This is a genomic window from Nocardia sp. NPDC050718 (assembly GCF_040654235.1).
In the GTDB taxonomy this organism is placed as follows: Bacteria; Actinomycetota; Actinomycetes; order Mycobacteriales; family Mycobacteriaceae; genus Nocardia.
Genome location: NZ_JBFAHQ010000002.1, coordinates 644,360 through 662,598 on the forward strand (window position 1 = coordinate 644,360; position 18,239 = coordinate 662,598).

General features: G+C 70.1%; 17 protein-coding genes. 14 read left to right on the forward strand and 3 right to left on the reverse strand.

Annotation, left to right across the window (positions count from 1 at the left end; genetic code table 11):
- The first annotated feature begins 490 nt into the window (after positions 1–490).
- The 5 genes from AB0H54_RS12470 (at position 491) to AB0H54_RS12490 (ending at position 4,047) form a co-directional block, all read left to right on the forward strand.
- Positions 491–1,114 (forward strand): riboflavin synthase, encoded by a 624-nt coding sequence (locus tag AB0H54_RS12470; protein WP_355281321.1) that lies wholly within the window; start codon positions 491–493, stop codon positions 1,112–1,114.
- A gap of 126 nt (positions 1,115–1,240) precedes the next feature.
- A complete protein-coding gene (locus AB0H54_RS12475) occupies positions 1,241–2,485 on the forward strand; it encodes a bifunctional 3,4-dihydroxy-2-butanone-4-phosphate synthase/GTP cyclohydrolase II (protein ID WP_355281319.1) in 1,245 nt (414 codons plus the stop codon).
- A 31-nt stretch (positions 2,486–2,516) separates the two neighbouring features.
- Complete coding sequence (gene ribH, locus AB0H54_RS12480) at positions 2,517–2,993, forward strand: 6,7-dimethyl-8-ribityllumazine synthase (protein WP_355281318.1); 477 nt, start codon at positions 2,517–2,519, stop codon at positions 2,991–2,993.
- A gap of 2 nt (positions 2,994–2,995) precedes the next feature.
- Entirely contained in the window at positions 2,996–3,490 is a 495-nt protein-coding gene (locus AB0H54_RS12485) for a PH domain-containing protein (RefSeq protein ID WP_357345728.1), read from the forward strand.
- Between the two features lie 23 nt (positions 3,491–3,513).
- Positions 3,514–4,047: a GNAT family N-acetyltransferase gene (locus AB0H54_RS12490; RefSeq protein WP_357345131.1), complete on the forward strand. Its 534-nt coding sequence runs from the start codon at positions 3,514–3,516 to the stop codon at positions 4,045–4,047.
- Here AB0H54_RS12490 and AB0H54_RS12495 read toward each other — a convergent pair.
- A complete protein-coding gene (locus tag AB0H54_RS12495; protein ID WP_357345133.1) occupies positions 4,044–5,990 on the reverse strand; it encodes a gamma-glutamyltransferase family protein in 1,947 nt (648 codons plus the stop codon). The genes AB0H54_RS12490 and AB0H54_RS12495 overlap by 4 nt on opposite strands.
- A gap of 124 nt (positions 5,991–6,114) precedes the next feature.
- Here AB0H54_RS12495 and AB0H54_RS12500 point away from each other — a divergent pair, with 124 nt between their 5' ends.
- A complete protein-coding gene (locus AB0H54_RS12500) occupies positions 6,115–6,807 on the forward strand; it encodes an HAD-IA family hydrolase (RefSeq protein ID WP_357345135.1) in 693 nt (230 codons plus the stop codon).
- Between the two features lie 16 nt (positions 6,808–6,823).
- Here AB0H54_RS12500 and AB0H54_RS12505 read toward each other — a convergent pair whose 3' ends face one another.
- Positions 6,824–7,243 carry a hypothetical protein gene (locus AB0H54_RS12505; protein ID WP_357345137.1) on the reverse strand — a complete coding sequence of 140 codons (420 nt, stop codon included), beginning with the start codon at positions 7,241–7,243 and terminating at the stop codon, positions 6,824–6,826.
- Positions 7,244–7,342: 99 nt separating this feature from the next.
- Here AB0H54_RS12505 and uvrC point away from each other — a divergent pair, with 99 nt between their 5' ends.
- From uvrC to tpiA, 7 genes are all read left to right on the forward strand, one after another.
- Positions 7,343–9,331 carry an excinuclease ABC subunit UvrC gene (uvrC, locus tag AB0H54_RS12510; protein WP_357345139.1) on the forward strand — a complete coding sequence of 663 codons (1,989 nt, stop codon included), beginning with the start codon at positions 7,343–7,345 and terminating at the stop codon, positions 9,329–9,331.
- A 119-nt stretch (positions 9,332–9,450) separates the two neighbouring features.
- A complete protein-coding gene (gene rapZ, locus AB0H54_RS12515) occupies positions 9,451–10,407 on the forward strand; it encodes an RNase adapter RapZ (protein WP_357345141.1) in 957 nt (318 codons plus the stop codon).
- Positions 10,404–11,450, forward strand: coding sequence for a uridine diphosphate-N-acetylglucosamine-binding protein YvcK (gene yvcK / locus AB0H54_RS12520; RefSeq protein ID WP_357345143.1), 1,047 nt, complete (start codon positions 10,404–10,406; stop codon positions 11,448–11,450). The genes rapZ and yvcK overlap by 4 nt, the downstream gene beginning before the upstream one ends.
- Entirely contained in the window at positions 11,441–12,424 is a 984-nt protein-coding gene (whiA, locus tag AB0H54_RS12525) for a DNA-binding protein WhiA (protein WP_019047780.1), read from the forward strand. Before yvcK ends, whiA begins: the two co-directional genes overlap by 10 nt.
- A 202-nt stretch (positions 12,425–12,626) precedes the next feature.
- Positions 12,627–13,643, forward strand: coding sequence for a type I glyceraldehyde-3-phosphate dehydrogenase (gap, locus tag AB0H54_RS12530; protein WP_355281305.1), 1,017 nt, complete (start codon positions 12,627–12,629; stop codon positions 13,641–13,643).
- 5 nt (positions 13,644–13,648) lie between these two features.
- Entirely contained in the window at positions 13,649–14,863 is a 1,215-nt protein-coding gene (locus AB0H54_RS12535) for a phosphoglycerate kinase (RefSeq protein ID WP_357345146.1), read from the forward strand.
- A gap of 3 nt (positions 14,864–14,866) precedes the next feature.
- Complete coding sequence (gene tpiA / locus AB0H54_RS12540; RefSeq protein ID WP_357345148.1) at positions 14,867–15,652, forward strand: triose-phosphate isomerase; 786 nt, start codon at positions 14,867–14,869, stop codon at positions 15,650–15,652.
- 62 nt (positions 15,653–15,714) lie between these two features.
- Here tpiA and AB0H54_RS12545 read toward each other — a convergent pair whose 3' ends face one another.
- Positions 15,715–16,503, reverse strand: a complete 789-nt coding sequence (locus AB0H54_RS12545) for an META domain-containing protein (protein ID WP_357345150.1) — start codon at positions 16,501–16,503, stop codon at positions 15,715–15,717.
- A 108-nt stretch (positions 16,504–16,611) separates the two neighbouring features.
- Between AB0H54_RS12545 and AB0H54_RS12550 the strand changes: the two genes are divergently transcribed.
- Positions 16,612–18,207 (forward strand): MFS transporter, encoded by a 1,596-nt coding sequence (locus AB0H54_RS12550; RefSeq protein ID WP_357345152.1) that lies wholly within the window; start codon positions 16,612–16,614, stop codon positions 18,205–18,207.
- The last annotated feature ends 32 nt before the right edge of the window (positions 18,208–18,239 follow it).

Here is an 18,239-nt window from a genome sequence, read left to right on the forward strand (position 1 = left end):
TTCCTGGAGTGGTGGACTATCCCTGGGTCGAACTCCCCACGGTCTCGCCGCAGGTCGGATGCGCCACCGACCTGCCCATGATCATCAGTTGAACGGCGAGAATCGGTGACGTAACAATATTGCGTCAATGGCATCATCGGCGCAAGCATTCGAATCACCGTGTTTCGAGTTCGGAATTCCGGGGTAAAGCCAGGTTAGAGCCGTCGGGTGAATGGGCGCGACCGGTTCGCCGAAAATTCGATTGAACGATTACCACCGGAATGATTAACGGTGGGGTTGCGTCATGTCGATGTCTGTTTGCCGACCGTTCGATGCGGTGGTGCTCGTTTCCGTCGGTTCGATCATGCTCGCGGTCCGATTCGACCCCGACCCGTCGGGGCTCACTCGCCCCGCCACTAGGCTGTGCGCGAGCGGGTACCGCCGGGAATAGCGGCCACGCACCTGCTGTTGGGCCCAACGGGTACGGATGACGCGACAAGGGAGTGCAGGCATGTTCACAGGGATCGTCGAAGAGCTGGGCGAGATCGTCGCCACCGAACAGCTGGCCGACGCCGCCCGGTTGACGATCCGCGGCAAGCTGGTGACTTCCGATGCCGGTCACGGCGATTCGATCGCCGTCAACGGTGTCTGCCTGACCGTGGTCGACGTGGTCGACGGCGACAGCTTCACCGTGGACGTCATGGCGGAGACGCTGAACCGGTCGAGCATCGGTGCCCTGGTCACCGGCTCCCGGGTCAACCTCGAGCGGGCCGCGGCGCTCAACAGCCGCCTCGGCGGTCACCTCGTGCAGGGCCACGTCGACGGCACCGGCACCGTGCTCTCGCGGACCCCGTCGGAGAACTGGGAGGTCGTGCGGATCTCGCTGCCCGACGCGATCGCGCGCTATGTGGTGGAGAAGGGCTCGATCACCGTGGACGGCGTCTCCCTCACGGTCTCCGGCCTCGGCATCGCCGACGAGCCCGCCGCCGACGGCACGCGCGACTGGTTCGAGGTGTCGCTGATCCCGACCACGTTGGCGCTGACCGTGCTGGGCACCGCCCCGGTCGGCACCACGGTGAATCTCGAGGTCGACGTGATCGCCAAGTACGTGGAGCGACTCGCCCAACGCGGATGACCACCAGGCGGCATGCGGTCATCGGAACCCCCGATCGCACGCCGTACTGTGGTATCCGATGCGAATCGAGGCCGTGCGGCCGAGGAACACGCGGCCCCGGCCGCCAAGATTACGGAGCAAGCAGACGTGACCAGGTTGGACAGCATCGAGCGCGCGGTCGCCGATATCGCGGCCGGTAAGGCTGTCGTCGTCGTGGACGACGAGGACCGTGAGAACGAGGGCGATCTCATCTTCGCGGCCGAGAAGGCCACTCCGGAGCTGGTCGCGTTCATGATCCGCTACACCTCCGGCTACATCTGCGTGCCGCTGACCGGCGACGACTGCGACCGGCTCGGCCTGCCGCCCGCCTACGCGATGAACCAGGACAAGCACGGCACCGCCTACACCGTCTCGGTCGACGCGCGCGAGGGCATCACCACCGGCATCTCCGGCGCCGACCGCGCGGTCACCATGCGCCTGCTGGCCAGCGCCCAGGCCAAGGCCGACGAGTTCACCCGGCCCGGTCACGTGGTGCCGCTGCGCGCCAAGGACGGCGGCGTGCTGCGCCGCCCCGGCCACACCGAGGCGGCGGTCGATCTGGCCCGGATGGCCGGTCTGCGCCCGGCGGGCGTGATCTGCGAGATCGTCAGCCAGAAGGACGACGGCCACATGGCCCGCACCGACGAGCTGCGGGTCTTCGCCGACGAGCACGACCTGGCGATGATCTCGATCGCCGACATGATCGCCTGGCGGCGCAAGCACGAGAAGCACGTCGTGCGGGTGGCCGAGGCCCGGATCCCGACCGCGCACGGTGACTTCAAGGCGGTCGGCTACCAGAGCATCTTCGACGACGCCGAGCACGTCGCGCTGGTGCGCGGCGATATCGGCGACGGCGAGGACGTGCTGGTGCGGGTGCACTCCGAGTGCCTTACCGGCGACGTCTTCGGTTCGCTGCGCTGCGACTGCGGCCCGCAGCTGGACGCCGCGCTCGAGATGGTCGACGCCGAGGGCCGCGGCGTGGTCCTCTACATGCGCGGGCACGAGGGTCGCGGCATCGGCCTGATGCACAAGCTGCAGGCCTACCAGCTGCAGGACACCGGCCGCGACACCGTCGACGCCAACCTCGACCTCGGCCTGCCCGCCGACGCGCGCGACTACGGCACCGGCGCGCAGATCCTGGTCGACCTGGGCATCCGGTCGATGCGCCTGCTCACCAACAACCCGGCCAAGCGCGTCGGGCTCGACGGCTACGGACTGCGGATCACCGAGCGGGTGCCGATGCCGCTGCGGGCCAACGCCGAGAACCTGCACTACCTGCGGACCAAGCGGGACCGGATGGGCCACGATCTGATCGGCCTGGACGACCTGGATCTGGGCGAGACCGCGCAGTGATCACCACGCACACTCCCGAAAGGCGGCAACGATGAGCGGCACGGGTGTCCCGTCCTTCGCGCTGGCCCAGGCCAAAGACGTCAAACTCGGCATCGTCGCCTCGCGCTGGCACACCGAGATCTGCGACACCCTCGTCGCCAACGCGCAGCGGGTCGCGAAGGAAGCCGGCGTCGAGCAGGTGACCGTGGTGCGCTGCGCAGGCGCGATGGAACTGCCGGTCGTCGCCCAGGAACTGGCCCGCACGCACGACGCCGTCGTCGCGCTCGGTGTCGTGATCCGCGGCGGCACACCGCATTTCGAGTACGTCTGTGATGCGGTGACCGCCGGTCTGACCCGGGTCTCGCTGGACGCGGCCACCCCCGTCACCAACGGCGTGCTGACCACGAACGACGAGGAGCAGGCGCGCGACCGCGCCGGGCTGCCCGGCTCGGCGGAGGACAAGGGCGAGCAGGCCTGCGCCGCCGCCCTCGACGCCGCGCTCACGCTGCGCGCGCTGCGATCGGCGTGACCGTGCCGGTGGTGCGGACCTGGCGACGCGGCGCGAGTGCCCCCGAACCCGGGCAAGCCTGGGAGTTCGAGGTGCGTCCGCGCCGGGCGATCCGGACCGCGGTGGTCGTCGCGATCGTCATCCTGGTGTTCTTCACCTTCGGCGGCCTGCTGCTGCGCACCGGCTCGACCGGCGTGAACTTCCGGTTCGCCGACCAGATCGCGATGATCCTGATCGGCGTCCTCGGCGCGGGCGCGGTCCTGCTGCTCACCCGCCCCCGGGTCCGCGCGGGCGCCGCGGGCGTCTCGGTCCGCAACATCCTCGGCGACCACGAGTACCCCTGGTCCTACATCCGCGGCGCGTCCTTCCCCGACCGCAAGTCCTGGGCCCGCCTCGAACTCGCCGACGACGACTACGTCCCCATGCTGGCGATCCGCTCCAACGACAAGGCCCACGCCGCCGACGCCATCGAACGCCTCCGCGACCTCGGCGCCAAGTACGCGTCCACCCCGGACTGACCGGTCTCGGTAGTCTCGCGGGCATGACGCCCGCGCAGGTCCTGGCCGCCGCCTTCGCCGACGATCCGTTGATGAGCTACGTCTGGCCGGACCCGGCACGGCGCCGGAAGGCGTTGCCGCTGCTGTGGGAATCGCGGCTGGCCTCTCGGCAGCGGCAGGGCGCGGTCGACCTCGCCCACGACGAGGACGGGTCCGTCGCGGCCGTCGCCATGTGGGAGACACCCGGCGTCGAGTCGGCGCTCGCCAAGCGGATCACGCTGCTGCGCGCCCTCGGCCGGAGCCTGCCCAGGGCACTGCCCGCGCTGCGCGGCATCGACAGCACCCGGCCGCACGAGCCGCACCTGTATCTCGCGACCATCGGCACCCGCCCGGACCGGCAGGGCCGCGGGCACGCGGCCGAGCTGATCCGGCGGCGCCTCGACGCCGTCGCCGCACCCGCGTTCCTGGTGGCGACCCGGGCGTCGAATGTGCCGTTCTACCAGCGGTTCGGATTCCGGGTGACCGAACCGCTGCGGGTGGCCGAGGTCGAACTGTATCCGATGGGACTGGAACGCTAGCGGGTGTCGCCGAGGACGGCGCCTTCGCGGCGGGGGTCGGCGCCGCCGATCCAGCCGTCCTTGCCATCGCGTTGCAGGGCGCTCAGGCCGCTCGATTGCGGGGCCACCGAGACCTGGTGGCCCATCTGGCGCAGGCGCTGGACGAGGGGATCGTGGTCGCCGTTGTCGGTGGCGTCGATGTCTGGGTGTTCGCCGCCGACGCCGGTGACCGGGGTGTTGCCGGCGCCGAAGGAGACGCCGGAGACTGCCTGCTGTGGGTCCAGGCCCCAGTCCAGGGTGTTGATCAGGGTCTTCACCACGAACTGGATGATCACCGAGCCGCCGGGGGAGCCGGTGACGAGGGCGAGGTCGCCGCGGTTGCCCGCGTCGTCGCGGTCGAAGACCAGGGTGGGCGCCATGGAGCTGCGCGGGCGCTTGCCCGGCTGCAGCCGATTGGCGACCGGCGTGCCGTCCGGATCGAGTGGGTCGGCGGCGAAGTCGGTGAGCTGGTTGTTGAGCACGAAGCCGTCGACGAAGTGGAACGACCCGAAGGCCGACTCGACCGTGGTGGTCATGGCGGCGGCGTTGCCGTACTTGTCGACGACGGAGATGTGGCTGGTGCCGTGCTCGGGCGGCTGCGGGCCGTTGCCCAGCGGGACCGGACCGAGATCGCCCGGCTTGGCGGTGCCCATGCTGCGCTGCGGGTCGATCAGCGTCGACCGCTGCTTGAGGTACTGCGGGTGCACCAGCGACAGCACCGAATTGCCGGGCAGCGGAACGAAATCCGGGTCGGCGACGTACTTGTTGCGATCGGCGTAGGCGAGCCGCTCGGCCTCGGAGATCAGGTGCACGGCCTGGGCGTCGGGCCGCCCGCCGTTGGCGTCGAGCTCCTGCGGACGCAGCGACGGGATGTCGAAGTTGGCCAGGATGCCGAGCGTCGCGGCCACCGTGCTGCCGCCCGAGGACGGCGCGGGCATGCCGCACAGCTCGAACTTGCGGTAGCCGGTGCACAGCGCGGTGCGCTTCTTGGCCTGGTAGCCGGCCAGATCACTGGTGGTCAGCAGGCTGGGCGTGCGCCCGCCCGCCGTGCTGCCCGCCGCCTCGACGATGTCCTGCGCGATGGCGCCGCTGTAGAACGCCTGCGCGCCGTCGCCCGCGATCGCCGACAGGGTCTTGGACAGGGCCGGATTGGTCAGCACCGTGCCGGACTTCTTGGGGGAGCCGTCGGCTTCGAGGAAGTACCCGCGGGCACCCTCGTCGGCCGCCAGATCCTTGGCCGACTCGGCGATCTGGCCCGCCAGCCGGGGACTGATCTCGAAGCCGCTGTCGGCCAGGCTGATCGCGGGATCGAACAGTTCCTTCCACGCGGTCAGCCCGTGCTCGCGATGGGCGAGTTCGAGCAGCCGCAGCACGCCGGGCACGCCGATGGAGCGACCGCTGGCGCGGGTGTTCGGAGCGGGTTCGGTGCGGTCGGTGTCGCTGACCCAGCGCAGGTAGTTCTCGGTCGCCGCGGCGGGCGCGGTCTCGCGGCCGTCGTAGGTCTCGACGGTGCGCGACTTCGCGTCGTAGTGCACGAGGAAGGCGCCGCCGCCGATGCCGGAGGCCTGCGGTTCGACCAGCCCGAGCACCGCCTGCGCGGTGACCAGCGCGTCGGCGGCCGTGCCGCCGGCCCGGAGCACCCGGCACGCGGCCTCGGTGGCCAGCGGGTTCGCGGTGGAGACCGCGTAGGTGCGAGTGCGCACCGCGGTCATGTCCGCGCGGTAGCCCGACGCGATCTCCGGGTTGGTGCTGAGGTTCTGCGAGGTGGGGGCGTTCGTCGCCGGAGCGGCCGAGACGGGCGTGCCGTTCGGCGTGCTGGTGCACTCGGCCGCCGCGGTGTCGCCGGACGAGCAGCCCGTCAGCAGACCCACCGTGAGGACTCCGGCCGCCGCGGCCCCGATCCACGTCTGTCGCCTTGGCGTCATCCTGGCAGCGTAACCCCGCGCGGCCCGGCCCCGCCGATTATTTCTCGGTGACGGCCGCGCGAATGTTCGGTAGACGAACCAGTTTTCCCCCGGCGACCGGCCGCGGCATCGCTACCCTGGCGACATGGATATCGACGCGGTGCTGTTCGACTTCTCCGGCACGGTCTTCCGGCTCGAGGACGACCGGACCTGGGCCGACGAACTGGTCGGCGACGACGGCACCCCGTTCGACGTCGCGGCGAAAGCCGAAGTACTGCGCCGGATGACGGCCCCCGTCGAGCAGTTCATGACCTTCGACGCGGCGGGCCAGCACGCCTGGGACCACCGCGATCTCGACCCGGCCCTGCACCGGCACGCCTACCTCGAGGTGCTGCGCGGCACCGGCGTCCCCGGCACCCACGCCGCGCGCCTCTACGACCGCCTCATCGACCCGCTGGCCTGGACCCCGTACCCCGACACCGGCACCGTGCTGGAAGCCCTGTCCGCCCAGGGCATTCCGATCGGCATCGTCAGCAATATCGCCTTCGACATCCGCCCCGCCTTCGCGAAACACGGCTGGGACGGCTTGGTCGGCGCGATGACCCTGTCCTACGAGATCGGCGCCGTCAAGCCGGACGCCGCGATCTTCCGCGAGGCCACCGACCGCCTCGGCGTCGAGCCGGAACGGGTGCTGATGATCGGCGACAGCGCCGAGGCCGACGGCGGCGCCGCCGCGCTCGGCGCCCGGTTCGCCCTCGTCGAGCCGCTGCCGACGGCCGAGCGCCCACGCGCCCTGATCGAGGCGCTCGGCGCGCACGGCGTCCGGCTCGACGCCTGAACGACGCGGAGCGGGCTCAGCGCTCGCGGGTGAACCAGGCGAGAGCGGTGGGGCGCAGCAGCAGGGCGACGATCGCCCCGTTGGCGACGATGCCGACCGCGCCAGGGGGCAGTCCGGTGAGGATCCCGGTGCACGAGACCAGGCCCGCGATTCCGGCGACGCCGACCGCGGCCTTCCTGATCAGCTCGCCGCCCCGCCCGAACAGCACGATCAGTGGCACCAGCGCGAAGGTCGGCAGGTAGCCCGCCAGCAGGGTGGCGAGCGAGCCGTTCGTCCCGAGCGCGACCGTGATCACGATCAGCACGACACCGACCAGGGCCGCGACGGCGGCGATCAACCGGGCACCGCGCACGCTGCCCGGCATCACGCCCGCCGGCGTCGCCTCGTCGAACAGGTCGTCGTCGGCGAGGGCGGGGGCGGTGGGCGCGTTCGTCACGCCGACCACGCTACACAGGTGGGTTTCCCGGCTCGGCGGACCGCCGTGGCACCCGGTCGGCGGTGTGGGTCTGTCGGACGCGCTCGCTAGGCTGGATGGGTGGCAGATCCCGCGACGTACCGGCCGGCGCCGGGCACCATTCCCGTCGAACCCGGTGTGTACAAGTTCCGGGACGCGCACGGGCGGGTCGTCTACGTCGGCAAGGCCAAGAGCCTGCGCAGCCGATTGAACTCGTACTTCGCCGACGTGTACTCGCTGCACCCGCGGACCAGGCAGATGGTGACCACCGCCGCGAGCGTCGAGTGGACCGTGGTGTCCACCGAGGTCGAGGCGCTGCAGCTCGAATACAACTGGATCAAGGAATTCGATCCGCGGTTCAACGTCCGCTACCGCGACGACAAGACCTACCCGGTGCTGGCGGTGACGCTGAACGAGGAGTACCCGCGGCTGTTCGTCTACCGCGGCGCGCGCAAGAAGGGGGTCCGCTACTTCGGTCCCTACGCGCATGCCTGGGCGATCCGCGAGACCCTCGACCTGCTGCTGCGGGTGTTCCCCGCGCGTACCTGCTCCAATGGAGTCTTCAAGCGGCACAACCAGATCGGGCGCCCCTGCCTGCTCGGCTACATCGACAAGTGCTCGGCGCCGTGCGTCGGCCGGGTCACCGCGGACGAGCACCGCCAGATCGTCGACGACTTCTGCGACTTCCTCTCCGGCAAGACCGACAAGATGGTGCGCGCGCTGGAACGGCGCATGCACGAGGCCGCCGACGATCTCGACTTCGAGACCGCCGCCCGCCTGCGCGACGACGTCCAGGCACTGCGCCGGGCGCTGGAGAAGCAGGCGGTCGTGCTCGGCAGCGGCACCGACGCCGACGTGATCGCCTTCGCCACCGACGAACTCGAAGCCGCCGTCCAGATCTTCCACGTCCGCGACGGGCGGGTGCGCGGCCAGCGCGGCTGGGTGGTCGACAAGTCCGGTGACGCGCTCGACGTCGCCGAATCCGGCACCGAACTCGCGGCGCTGGTCGAGCAGTTCCTCACCCAGTTCTACGGCGAGCAGGCCGCGATGGCCGACCAGAACGCCGACCGGGACGTGGTGGTCGTCCCGCGCGAGGTACTGGTTCCCGAACTGCCCGCCGACGCCGCGGAGATCCAGGATTGGCTGAGCAGGTTGCGTGGCTCGGCGGTCTCGCTGCGCATCCCGCAGCGCGGCGACAAGAAGGCGCTGGCCGAGACGGTGCAGCGCAACGCGGGCGAGGCTCTGGCCCAGCACAAACTCAAGCGCGCCGGCGATCTGACCTCCAGATCCCAAGCCCTGCAGGACATCCAGGACTTCCTCGATCTCGACAGCGCGCCGCTGCGGATCGAGTGCGTCGACATCAGCCATGTCCAGGGCACGGATGTGGTCGCCTCGCTGGTGGTCTTCGAGGACGGCCTGGCCCGCAAGTCCGACTATCGGCACTATGCGATCAAGGAGGCGGCCGGTGACGGCCGTTCCGACGACGTCGGCAGCATCGCCGAGGTGACCCGCCGCCGGTTCGCGCGCCTTGCCCGCGACCGGCAGCAGGTCGTCGACGTCGAGCCCGACGACGCCGACGAGCCCACCTCACGTCCCGGGGTGGACCCGACCACCGGCAAGCCGCGCCGCTTCGCCTACCCGCCCAACCTCTACGTCGTCGACGGCGGCGCGCCGCAGGTCGCCGCGGCCGCCGAGGTGCTCGACGAACTCGGCATCACCGATGTCGCGGTGATCGGCCTGGCCAAGCGGCTGGAAGAGGTGTGGGTGCCGGGCGAACCCGACCCGGTGATCCTGCCGCGCAACAGCGAAGCGCTCTACCTGCTGCAACGCGTGCGCGACGAGGCGCACCGCTTCGCGATCACCTTCCACCGCAGCAAGCGCTCGCGCCGGATGACGGCATCGGCGCTGGACTCGGTGAAGGGGCTGGGCGAGGCGAGGCGCACCGCGCTGGTCACCCACTTCGGCTCGGTGGCCCGGATCAAGGACGCGACTGTCGACGAGATCACATCGGTGCCCGGCATCGGCGTCTCCACGGCGAAAGCAGTGCTGGAAGCACTGAACAGCCCGTAGCGCGGGAGGGGCGGATCGCAGGACGCAACATTGCGAGTGCCGTACGTTGTGTGTCTGCGCCCGATACCCGAACCGGTGCGGGATGATCGAAAGGCACCCAGAAACGGATCCGGTAGGACATGACACGCGTCGAATCGAACAACAATGCGGGGGCGGTACCCGGACAGGCCGGGGCGGTCCCCGATCCACAGCAACCAGTAGAAGTGGTCATCGTGACCGGCTTGTCCGGCGCGGGCCGCGGCACCGCCGCGCGCGTATTGGAGGATCTCGGCTGGTACGTCACCGACAACCTGCCGCCCGAACTGATCGGGCGGATGATCGAGCTCGGCGCCGCGGCCGAACCACCGGTCCGGCGCCTGGCGCTGGTCATGGACGTGCGCAGCCGCTTCTTCACCGGTGACCTCTCCGGCGTCACCGAGCACCTGCGCTCGGCGGGCATCCGGACAAGAGTGCTGTTCCTCGAGGCCTCCGACGACGTGCTGATCCGGCGCTTCGGTTTCGCCCGGCGCAGGCACCCGCTGCAGAGCGACAGCCCCGACGGCACGCTCTCGGCCGGCCTGACCGCCGAGCGGGTCCGGCTCGCGGCGGTGAAGGCGGCCGCTGATGTCGTCATCGACACCACCGAGCTGTCGATCCACCAGCTGCACCGCAAACTGGAGGAGGTCTACGGCGCGGGCGCGCCCGCCGCGCTGCAACTGACCGTGCAGTCGTTCGGGTTCAAGTACGGTGTTCCACTCGACGCCGACATGGTGTTGGACGTTCGATTCCTGCCCAACCCGCACTGGATTCCCGAGCTGCGGGAACACACGGGGCAGGAATCGGTGGTCAGTGACTACGTGTTGTCGAGGCCCGGCGCGCAGGACTACCTGCAGACCTGCCACCATCTCGTCGACCTGACCACGACCGGATACCGGCAAGAGGGGAAGCGATACATGACGGTGGCAGTGGGGTGCACCGGCGGCAAACATCGCAGCGTCGCGATCGCCGAGGCGCTCGGTGAGCGCATCGGCGCCGATACCGGGCACGCGGCCGTGGACGTCGTCCGCGTCGTGCACCGGGATCTGGGGCGCGAATGAGTGGATGGGAAGCCGACCCAGCCGTCGTCGCGCTGGGCGGCGGACACGGGCTCTACGCGACCCTGACCGCGGTACGCAGGCTGACCAGGCGGATCACCGCGGTCGTGACGGTCGCCGACGACGGCGGGTCCTCGGGCCGGTTGCGCGGTGAGCTGGGCATGCTGCCGCCGGGTGACCTGCGGATGGCGCTGGCCGCGCTGTCGGAGGACGCCGACGGCGTGTGGACCACCACGGTGCAGCACCGCTTCGGTGGCACCGGGGCACTGGCCGGTCACTCGGTGGGCAATCTGATCCTGGCCGGCCTCACCGATGTCCTCGGTGATCCGGTGGCCGCGCTCGACGAGGTGGGCAGACTGCTGCGGATCACCGGCCGGGTGCTGCCGATGTCGCCGGTCCCGCTCGACATCGAGGCCGAAGTGTCGGGCCTGGAGTCGGATCCGCGGATCGGGCGCAGTGTGCGCGGTCAGGTTGCGGTGGCGACCACGCCGGGTAAGGTCCGGCGGGTGCGGCTGATTCCGTCCGATCCGCCTGCCAGCCCCGAGGCGACCTCGGCCATCGAGCACGCGGATGTCGTTGTGCTGGGCCCGGGTTCGTGGTTCACCAGCGTCATCCCGCATGTGCTGGTGCCGCAACTGCACGACGCGCTGGTGCACACCAGGGCGCGCAAGGTGCTCGTGTTGAACCTGGCCGCCGAGCCGGGGGAGACGGCCGGCTTTTCCGCCGAACGTCATCTGCATGTATTGTCCCAGCACGCACCGGATTTCGCGGTCGACGACGTGCTCGTCGACTCGGCGTCGGTGCCCGAGGGGCGGCAACGGGAACATGTGGCAAGAGCCGCCGAACAGTTGCGTGCACGGGTAACGTTCAGCGATGTCGCCGAGCCGGGAACGGATCGGCATCATCCCGGAAAACTTGCCGCCGCACTGGATCAGCTGATCCGGGCGCCGCGGCCGCAACTGGCAGGGCTTCGAGTCGAGGGACGGCACACGGGATCGGATGTGCGTTCCGGGTCGGTGGGAAAGGAGCGCGTCTCGTGGCGATGACAGCCGAGGTGAAGGACGAGCTGAGCAGGCTCGTGGTGTCGCAGGTCAGCTCGCGTAAGGCGGAATTGTCGGCCCTGCTGCGATTTGCGGGTGGTCTGCACATCGTCGGGGGCCGGGTGATCGTCGAGGCCGAGGTGGACATGGGTTCCATCGCGCGACGACTGCGCCGGGAGATCTTCGAGCTCTACGGGTACGGCTCCGACGTGCACGTTCTCGGTGCGGGTGGGTTGCGCAAGACCTCCCGCTACGTGGTGCGGGTGTCGAAGGAGGGCGAGGCGCTGGCCCGCCAGACCGGTTTGCTCGACGTGCGCGGACGCCCGGTCCGCGGCCTGCCCGCCCAGGTGGTCGGCGGCAGTATCGGCGACGCCGAAGCGGCCTGGCGCGGAGCGTTTCTCGCGCACGGTTCGCTGACCGAGCCGGGGCGGTCCTCGGCGCTCGAGGTGAGCTGCCCCGGGCCGGAGGCCGCGCTGGCGCTGGTCGGTGCGGCCCGGCGGCTCGGGATCACCGCCAAGGCCCGTGAGGTGCGTGGCACCGACCGGGTCGTGGTGCGCGACGGCGAGGCGATCGGTGCCCTGCTCACCCGGATGGGCGCGCAGGACACCCGGCTCACCTGGGAAGAGCGCCGCATGCGCCGCGAGGTGCGGGCCACCGCGAACCGGCTCGCGAATTTCGACGACGCCAACCTGCGGCGTTCGGCCAGGGCGGCCGTGGCCGCGGCCGCGCGTGTGGAGCGGGCGCTGGAGATCCTCGCCGACGACGTGCCCGACCATCTGGCCGCCGCGGGCAGGCTGCGGGTCCAGCACCGGCAGGCCTCGCTCGAGGAGCTGGGTCAGCTGGCCGAGCCGCCGATGACGAAAGACGCGGTGGCGGGCCGGATCCGGCGCCTGCTGTCGATGGCCGACCGGCGGGCCAAGGACCTGGGCATTCCCGACACCGAGTCGGCGGTGACGGCGGAGCTGCTCGACGACGCGTAGGTCGGCATTCGCCGCGCGCTGTGGCGAATCCGACGTTTAGGGCAGAGCGGTCATGCATGATCGCTCTGCCCTTTATTCTGTGGTTCCCGCAGGCAGGGGGCCGGGAACCTCACAAATCACAGGTGGCTGTCGTGAAGCAGGTGACGGCTACTACTGTGGTTCCCGTCGGAATGAATCCGCTTGAAAGCTGAGGAGCGATAACGTGACTGTCCGGGTAGGTATCAACGGCTTCGGTCGTATCGGACGTAACTTCTTCCGTGCGGTGGAGGCGCTGAAGGCTGTCGGCAAGACCGATATCGAGATCGTCGCGGTCAACGACCTCACCGACATCAACACCCTGGCGACCCTGCTGAAGTACGACTCGATCCTGGGTCGGCTGCCGCAGGAGGTCTCCGTCGACGGTGACGTCATCGTCGTGGGCGAGCAGCGCATCAAGGCGCTGGCGATCAAGGAAGGCCCGTCGGCGCTGCCGTGGGGCGACCTGGGCGTCGACATCGTCGTGGAGTCCACCGGCATCTTCACCGACGCCGCCAAGGCCAAGGGCCACCTGTCCGCGGGCGCCAAGAAGGTCATCATCTCCGCGCCGGCCTCCGGCGAGGACATCACCATCGTGATGGGCGTCAACGACGACAAGTACGACGGCAGCCAGAACATCATCTCCAACGCCTCGTGCACCACCAACTGCCTCGGCCCGATCGCCAAGGTCCTCAACGACGAGTTCGGCATCGTCCAGGGCCTGATGACCACCATCCACGCGTACACCCAGGACCAGAACCTGCAGGACGCGCCGCACAAGGACCTGCGTCGCGCCCGCGCCGCGGCCCTGAACATCGTGCCCACCGGCACCGGCGCCGCCAAGGCCATCGGCCTGGTGCTCCCCGAGCTGCAGGGCAAGCTGGACGGCTACGCGCTGCGCGTTCCGGTCCCGACGGGCTCGGTCACCGACCTCACCGCGACCCTGGCCAAGCCGGCCACCATCGACGAGATCAACGCCGCGATGAAGGCCGCCGCCGAGGGCCCGCTGCAGGGCATCCTCAAGTACAACGTGGACCCGATCGTGTCGAGTGACATCGTCACCGACCCGCACTCCTCGATCTACGACGCCCCGCTGACCAAGGTCATCGGCAACGAGGTCAAGGTCGTGTCCTGGTACGACAACGAGTGGGGCTACTCCAACCGCCTCGCCGACCTCATCGGCCTCGTCGGCAAGTCGCTCTGACCGCGATGACTGTTCAGACACTGCAGGATCTCCTGGCCGAGGGCGTCGAAGGCCGGGGCGTGCTCGTGCGCTCCGACCTGAACGTCCCCCTCGACGACAACGGTCAGATCACCGACCCGGGCCGCATCATCGCCTCGGTGCCGACCATCCAGGCGCTGGTCGAGGCCGGCGCCAAGGTGGTCGTGATGGCCCACCTGGGCCGTCCCAAGGGCGAGCCGGACGCCAAGTACTCGCTGGCACCGGTGGCCGTGAAGCTGGCCGAGCTGCTGGGCCGCAATGTCCAGCTGGCCGGTGACGTGGTGGGCTACGACGCCCTCTCGCGGTCCGAAGGCCTCACCGACGGCGACGTGCTGCTGCTGGAGAACGTGCGTTTCGACGCGCGCGAGACCAGCAAGGACGACGCCGAGCGGGCGAAGCTGGCGGCGGCCTACGTCGAGCTGGTCGGTGACGACGGCGCGTTCGTCTCCGACGGTTTCGGCGTGGTGCACCGCAAGCAGGCCTCGGTCTACGACGTCGCCCAGCAGCTGCCGCACTACGCGGGCACGCTGGTGGCGGCCGAGGTCGAGGTGCTCCAGAAGCTCACCCAGGACCCGGCCCGCCCGTACGCGGTGGTGCTCGGCGGCTCCAAGGTCTCCGACAAGCTCGCGGTCATCGAGGCGCTGGCCCCCAAGGTCGACACCCTGGTGATCGGCGGCGGCATGTGCTTCACCTTCCTTGCCGCACAGGGCCTTTCGGTGGGCACCTCGCTGCTGCAGGAAGAGATGATCGACACCTGCAAGGATCTGCTCGAGCGCTTCGGCGACGTGCTGCACCTGCCGGTCGACATCGTCGCGGCCGACAAGTTCGCCGCCGACGCCGACGCGAAGACGGTCGCCTCGACCGAAATCCCCGACGGCTGGATGGGCCTGGACATCGGCCCCGAGTCGGTGTCGCGGTTCGCCGCGCTGCTGACCGAGGCGAAGACGGTGTTCTGGAACGGCCCGATGGGCGTGTTCGAGTTCGAGAAGTTCGCCGCGGGCACCCGTGGGGTGGCCGAGGCCATCGTGACCGCGACCGGCAAGGGTGCGTTCACCGTGGTCGGCGGCGGCGACTCGGCGGCCGCCGTGCGCACGCTCGGCCTGCCCGACGACGGTTTCTCGCACATCTCCACCGGTGGTGGCGCGTCCCTGGAATACCTGGAAGGCAAAGAGCTGCCCGGTATTTCGGTGCTGGAGGGCTGAGCGATGGCACGGAAACCGCTCATCGCGGGCAACTGGAAGATGAACCTCAACCACCTCGAGGCCATCGCACTGGTGCAGAAGGTGGCCTTCGCGCTGCCGGAGAAGTACTTCGCCAAGGTCGACGTGTCGGTGATCCCGCCGTTCACCGACCTGCGCAGCGTGCAGTCGGTGGTCGAGGGCGACAAGCTCCTGCTCACCTATGGTGCGCAGGACGTGTCGGTGCACGATTCCGGTGCCTACACCGGCGAGGTCAGCGGGTCGATGCTGGCCAAGCTGGGCTGCACCTTCGCGGTGGTCGGGCACTCGGAGCGTCGTCAGTACCACAACGAGGACGACGCCACCGTGCTGGCCAAGGCCAAGCAGGCGCTGAAGAACGAGATCACCCCGATCGTCTGCATCGGTGAGGGTCTGGGCGTCCGCGAGGCGGGCACGCACGTCGAGTACAACCTCGAGCAGCTGCGTGGTTCGCTGAAGGGCCTGACGGCCGAGCAGATCTCGCAGGTCGTCATCGCCTACGAGCCGGTCTGGGCGATCGGCACGGGCAAGGTCGCCTCGGCGGCGGACGCGCAGGAAGTCTGTGGCGCGATCCGGGCCGAGCTGGCCGAGCTGGCCTCGCCGGAGGTCGCCGCGGGTGTCCGTGTGCTCTACGGCGGTTCGGTCAACGCCAAGAACGTCGGCGAGCTGGTCGGTCAGCCCGACATCGACGGCGCCCTGGTCGGCGGTGCTTCGCTCAAGGCGGACGAGTTCGCCACCCTGTCGGCGATCGCCGCGGGTGGACCGCTGCCCTGATCGGGTAGACAGCGACGAAGGGCCGGAAACCGCACTGGTTTCCGGCCCTTCGTCGTTCGGCGTTACTGCGCGTGCAGGACCAGGCCGCTGCCGTTGTCGTTGCGCAGGGTGAGGGTGTCGCCGTCGACGGTGGCCGTGGTGCGGCCGTCCAGGGCGGTCAGCACGCTGCTCTCGACCTCCATGACCTCCGGCGCGCACATCATCTTGGTGGTGGCGACGGCGAAGTTCACCGCGTCGCCGGGGCCGATGCCCGCCGTGCCGGTCATCCGGTTGCAGCCGGCCATCCCGCTGACGGTGCCGCCCTCGCCGATCGTCAGGTTCGGGCTCACCTCGTCGAGGGTGGTGGAGCGGACCTGCCCCTGCGGGGTCAGCAGCGTGGTGACCACCCAGGTGGTGCCGAGCAGCGGCTTGTCCGGGGTGACGATCTTCTTGTCGGTGAGGTGGACGGTGACCGTCTTGCCGGTCAGCGTCAGCTTGTCGCCGTCGAGGCGCCAGGTGGGGTCGGACTCCAGGAAGGTGTTCTGCCAGGCGTCCGCGCGGCCGCGGTCACCGGTGCACGCCATCAGGGTGCCCGCCAGCGGGGAGGTGTGCAGGATGTGGTTGCTCAGGTCGACGGTGCCGCTGCTGGTGTTGCAGCCCGAGTTCGCCGAGATGCGGCCGTCGGCGAAGGTGAGTGTCATCGGACCGCCGCCGGGGATGGTGTCGCCGTCGACCTCGGTGGAGATGTAGGTGTGGCCCATCGGGGTCGCCGCGTCGTCGGGTGCCTTCGGTTCGTCCGAGGAGGAACAGGCCGTGGCCGCGGCGGTGGCGAGCACACAGAGCGCGGCGAGACGGATCAGTGTTGCCGACATGTCGCCCATCGTACGGCTCGCGGTGCGGTGAATCCGTTGCCCGAGCGCACCGGGTCGCGCGCCGTTGCGGACCCGTTCCCGGCCGTTCGCCGGGGATATGCTCGGCGGGTGAGCAGCGTGACGGCGGGACCGGTGTCGACGTGGGCGCCGTTGCGGTCGCCGGTGTACCGGGCGCTGTGGATCGCGCAGCTGGTGTCGAATCTGGGCACCTGGATGCAGACGGTCGGCGCGCAGTGGATTCTGGTCGACGCGCCGAACGCCGCGGCGCTGGTGTCGTTCGTGCAGACCGCGCTGGCACTGCCGGTGATGCTGCTGTCCATCCCGTCCGGGGTGCTCGCCGATCTGGTCGACCGGCGCAGGTTGCTGATCGGCGCGCAGACCGGCATGGCGCTGGCCTCGCTCACCCTCACCGTGTTCACCGCGACCGGGCACACGACCCCGTCGGTCCTGCTGACCCTGCTGTTCCTGCTCGGCTGCGGGCAGGCGCTCACGGCGCCCGCGTGGCAGGCGATCCAGCCCGAGCTGGTGCCGCGTGACCAGATCACCTCCGCGGCCGCGCTGGGCAGTATGAGCATCAATATCGGTCGCGCGGTGGGGCCCGCGATCGCGGGTGTGATCGTCTCGATCGCCGGGCCGACGGTGGTCTTCGGGTTCAACACCCTGTCGTTCGTCGGGATCGTCGCGGTGCTGCTGGTGTCGAAGTGGGCGACTCGGCCGCGCACCCTGCCCAGCGAACGCCCGCTCGCGGCGCTCCAGGCGGGCACCCGGTTCATCCGCGCGGCGCCCGCGATCCGGCGGGTGCTGTTCCGCGCGATCCTGTTCATCGCCCCGGCGAGCGCGGTGTGGTCGCTGCTGCCGGTGATCGCGCACGACCGGCTCGGTCTGGCCTCCGACGGCTACGGCCTGCTGCTCGGCGCGCTCGGGCTGGGCGCGGTGTGCGGCGCGCTCGGGCTGTCCCGGTTGCGGGTGCTGTTCACCCCGACCCAGCGACTCGCCTTGGCGGCGGTGCTGTTCGGACTGGGCGCGGTGGCGACCGCGCTGGTGCCGAACGTGCCGCTGGTGCTGATCCTGCTGGTCGGGGCCGGTCTCGCCTGGCTGCTGGCGATGTCGACGTTGAACTCGACGATGCAGCTGCTGCTGCCCGCGTGGGTGCGGGCCCGCGGGCTATCGGTGTACATGCTGGTCTTCATGGGCGGGCAGGCCATCGGCTCGCTGCTGTGGGGCCTGGTCGCGGGCGCGTACGGCGCGGTGACGGCACTGCTGATCGCGGCGGTCCTGCTGGCTTGCTGCGCGGTGAGCACGGTGTGGTGGCCGATCCGGCACAACGTGGAGGACATCGACCTGTCCCCGGCGGCGTTCTGGCCGGAACCGCAGCTCGTCGTCGAGCCCGACCCGGAGGACGGCCCGGTCCTGGTGATGCGCGGCTATGACGTGCCGCCCGAGGACGAAGCGGTGTTCACCGAGTCGATGGCGCTGGTCGGACGGTCCCGGCAGCGGACCGGGGCGATGGAGTGGCGGCTCTACCGCGACGTCGGCACCGTCGACCGGTTCGTCGAGGCGTTCGTGGTGCGGTCCTGGGCCGAGCACATGCACCAGCATCAGGTCCGGTTGACCGCTCGCGATCAGGAGATCGAGCTGATGGTCGCGGGCTGGTCGGCGGGGGCGGAAACGGTGTCCCACCTGGTCGCGGTCGAGCCTGGTTAGACCTGCCGCCCGTCGACCCCATAGGATGGGCG

Excerpts from the sequence above, each read along its gene's own strand:
- AB0H54_RS12495 (WP_357345133.1), bottom strand. The coding sequence starts at position 5,990 with ATGACGCCAAGGCGACAGACGTGGATCGGGGCCGCGGCGGCCGGAGTC.
- yvcK (WP_357345143.1), top strand. The coding sequence starts at position 10,404 with ATGAGTGGATGGGAAGCCGACCCAGCCGTCGTCGCGCTGGGCGGCGGA.
- AB0H54_RS12500 (WP_357345135.1), top strand. The coding sequence starts at position 6,115 with ATGGATATCGACGCGGTGCTGTTCGACTTCTCCGGCACGGTCTTCCGG.
- AB0H54_RS12545 (WP_357345150.1), bottom strand. The coding sequence starts at position 16,503 with ATGTCGGCAACACTGATCCGTCTCGCCGCGCTCTGTGTGCTCGCCACC.
- AB0H54_RS12535 (WP_357345146.1), top strand. The coding sequence starts at position 13,649 with ATGACTGTTCAGACACTGCAGGATCTCCTGGCCGAGGGCGTCGAAGGC.
- AB0H54_RS12470 (WP_355281321.1), top strand. The coding sequence starts at position 491 with ATGTTCACAGGGATCGTCGAAGAGCTGGGCGAGATCGTCGCCACCGAA.
- tpiA (WP_357345148.1), top strand. The coding sequence starts at position 14,867 with ATGGCACGGAAACCGCTCATCGCGGGCAACTGGAAGATGAACCTCAAC.
- ribH (WP_355281318.1), top strand. The coding sequence starts at position 2,517 with ATGAGCGGCACGGGTGTCCCGTCCTTCGCGCTGGCCCAGGCCAAAGAC.
- rapZ (WP_357345141.1), top strand. The coding sequence starts at position 9,451 with ATGACACGCGTCGAATCGAACAACAATGCGGGGGCGGTACCCGGACAG.
- AB0H54_RS12490 (WP_357345131.1), top strand. The coding sequence starts at position 3,514 with ATGACGCCCGCGCAGGTCCTGGCCGCCGCCTTCGCCGACGATCCGTTG.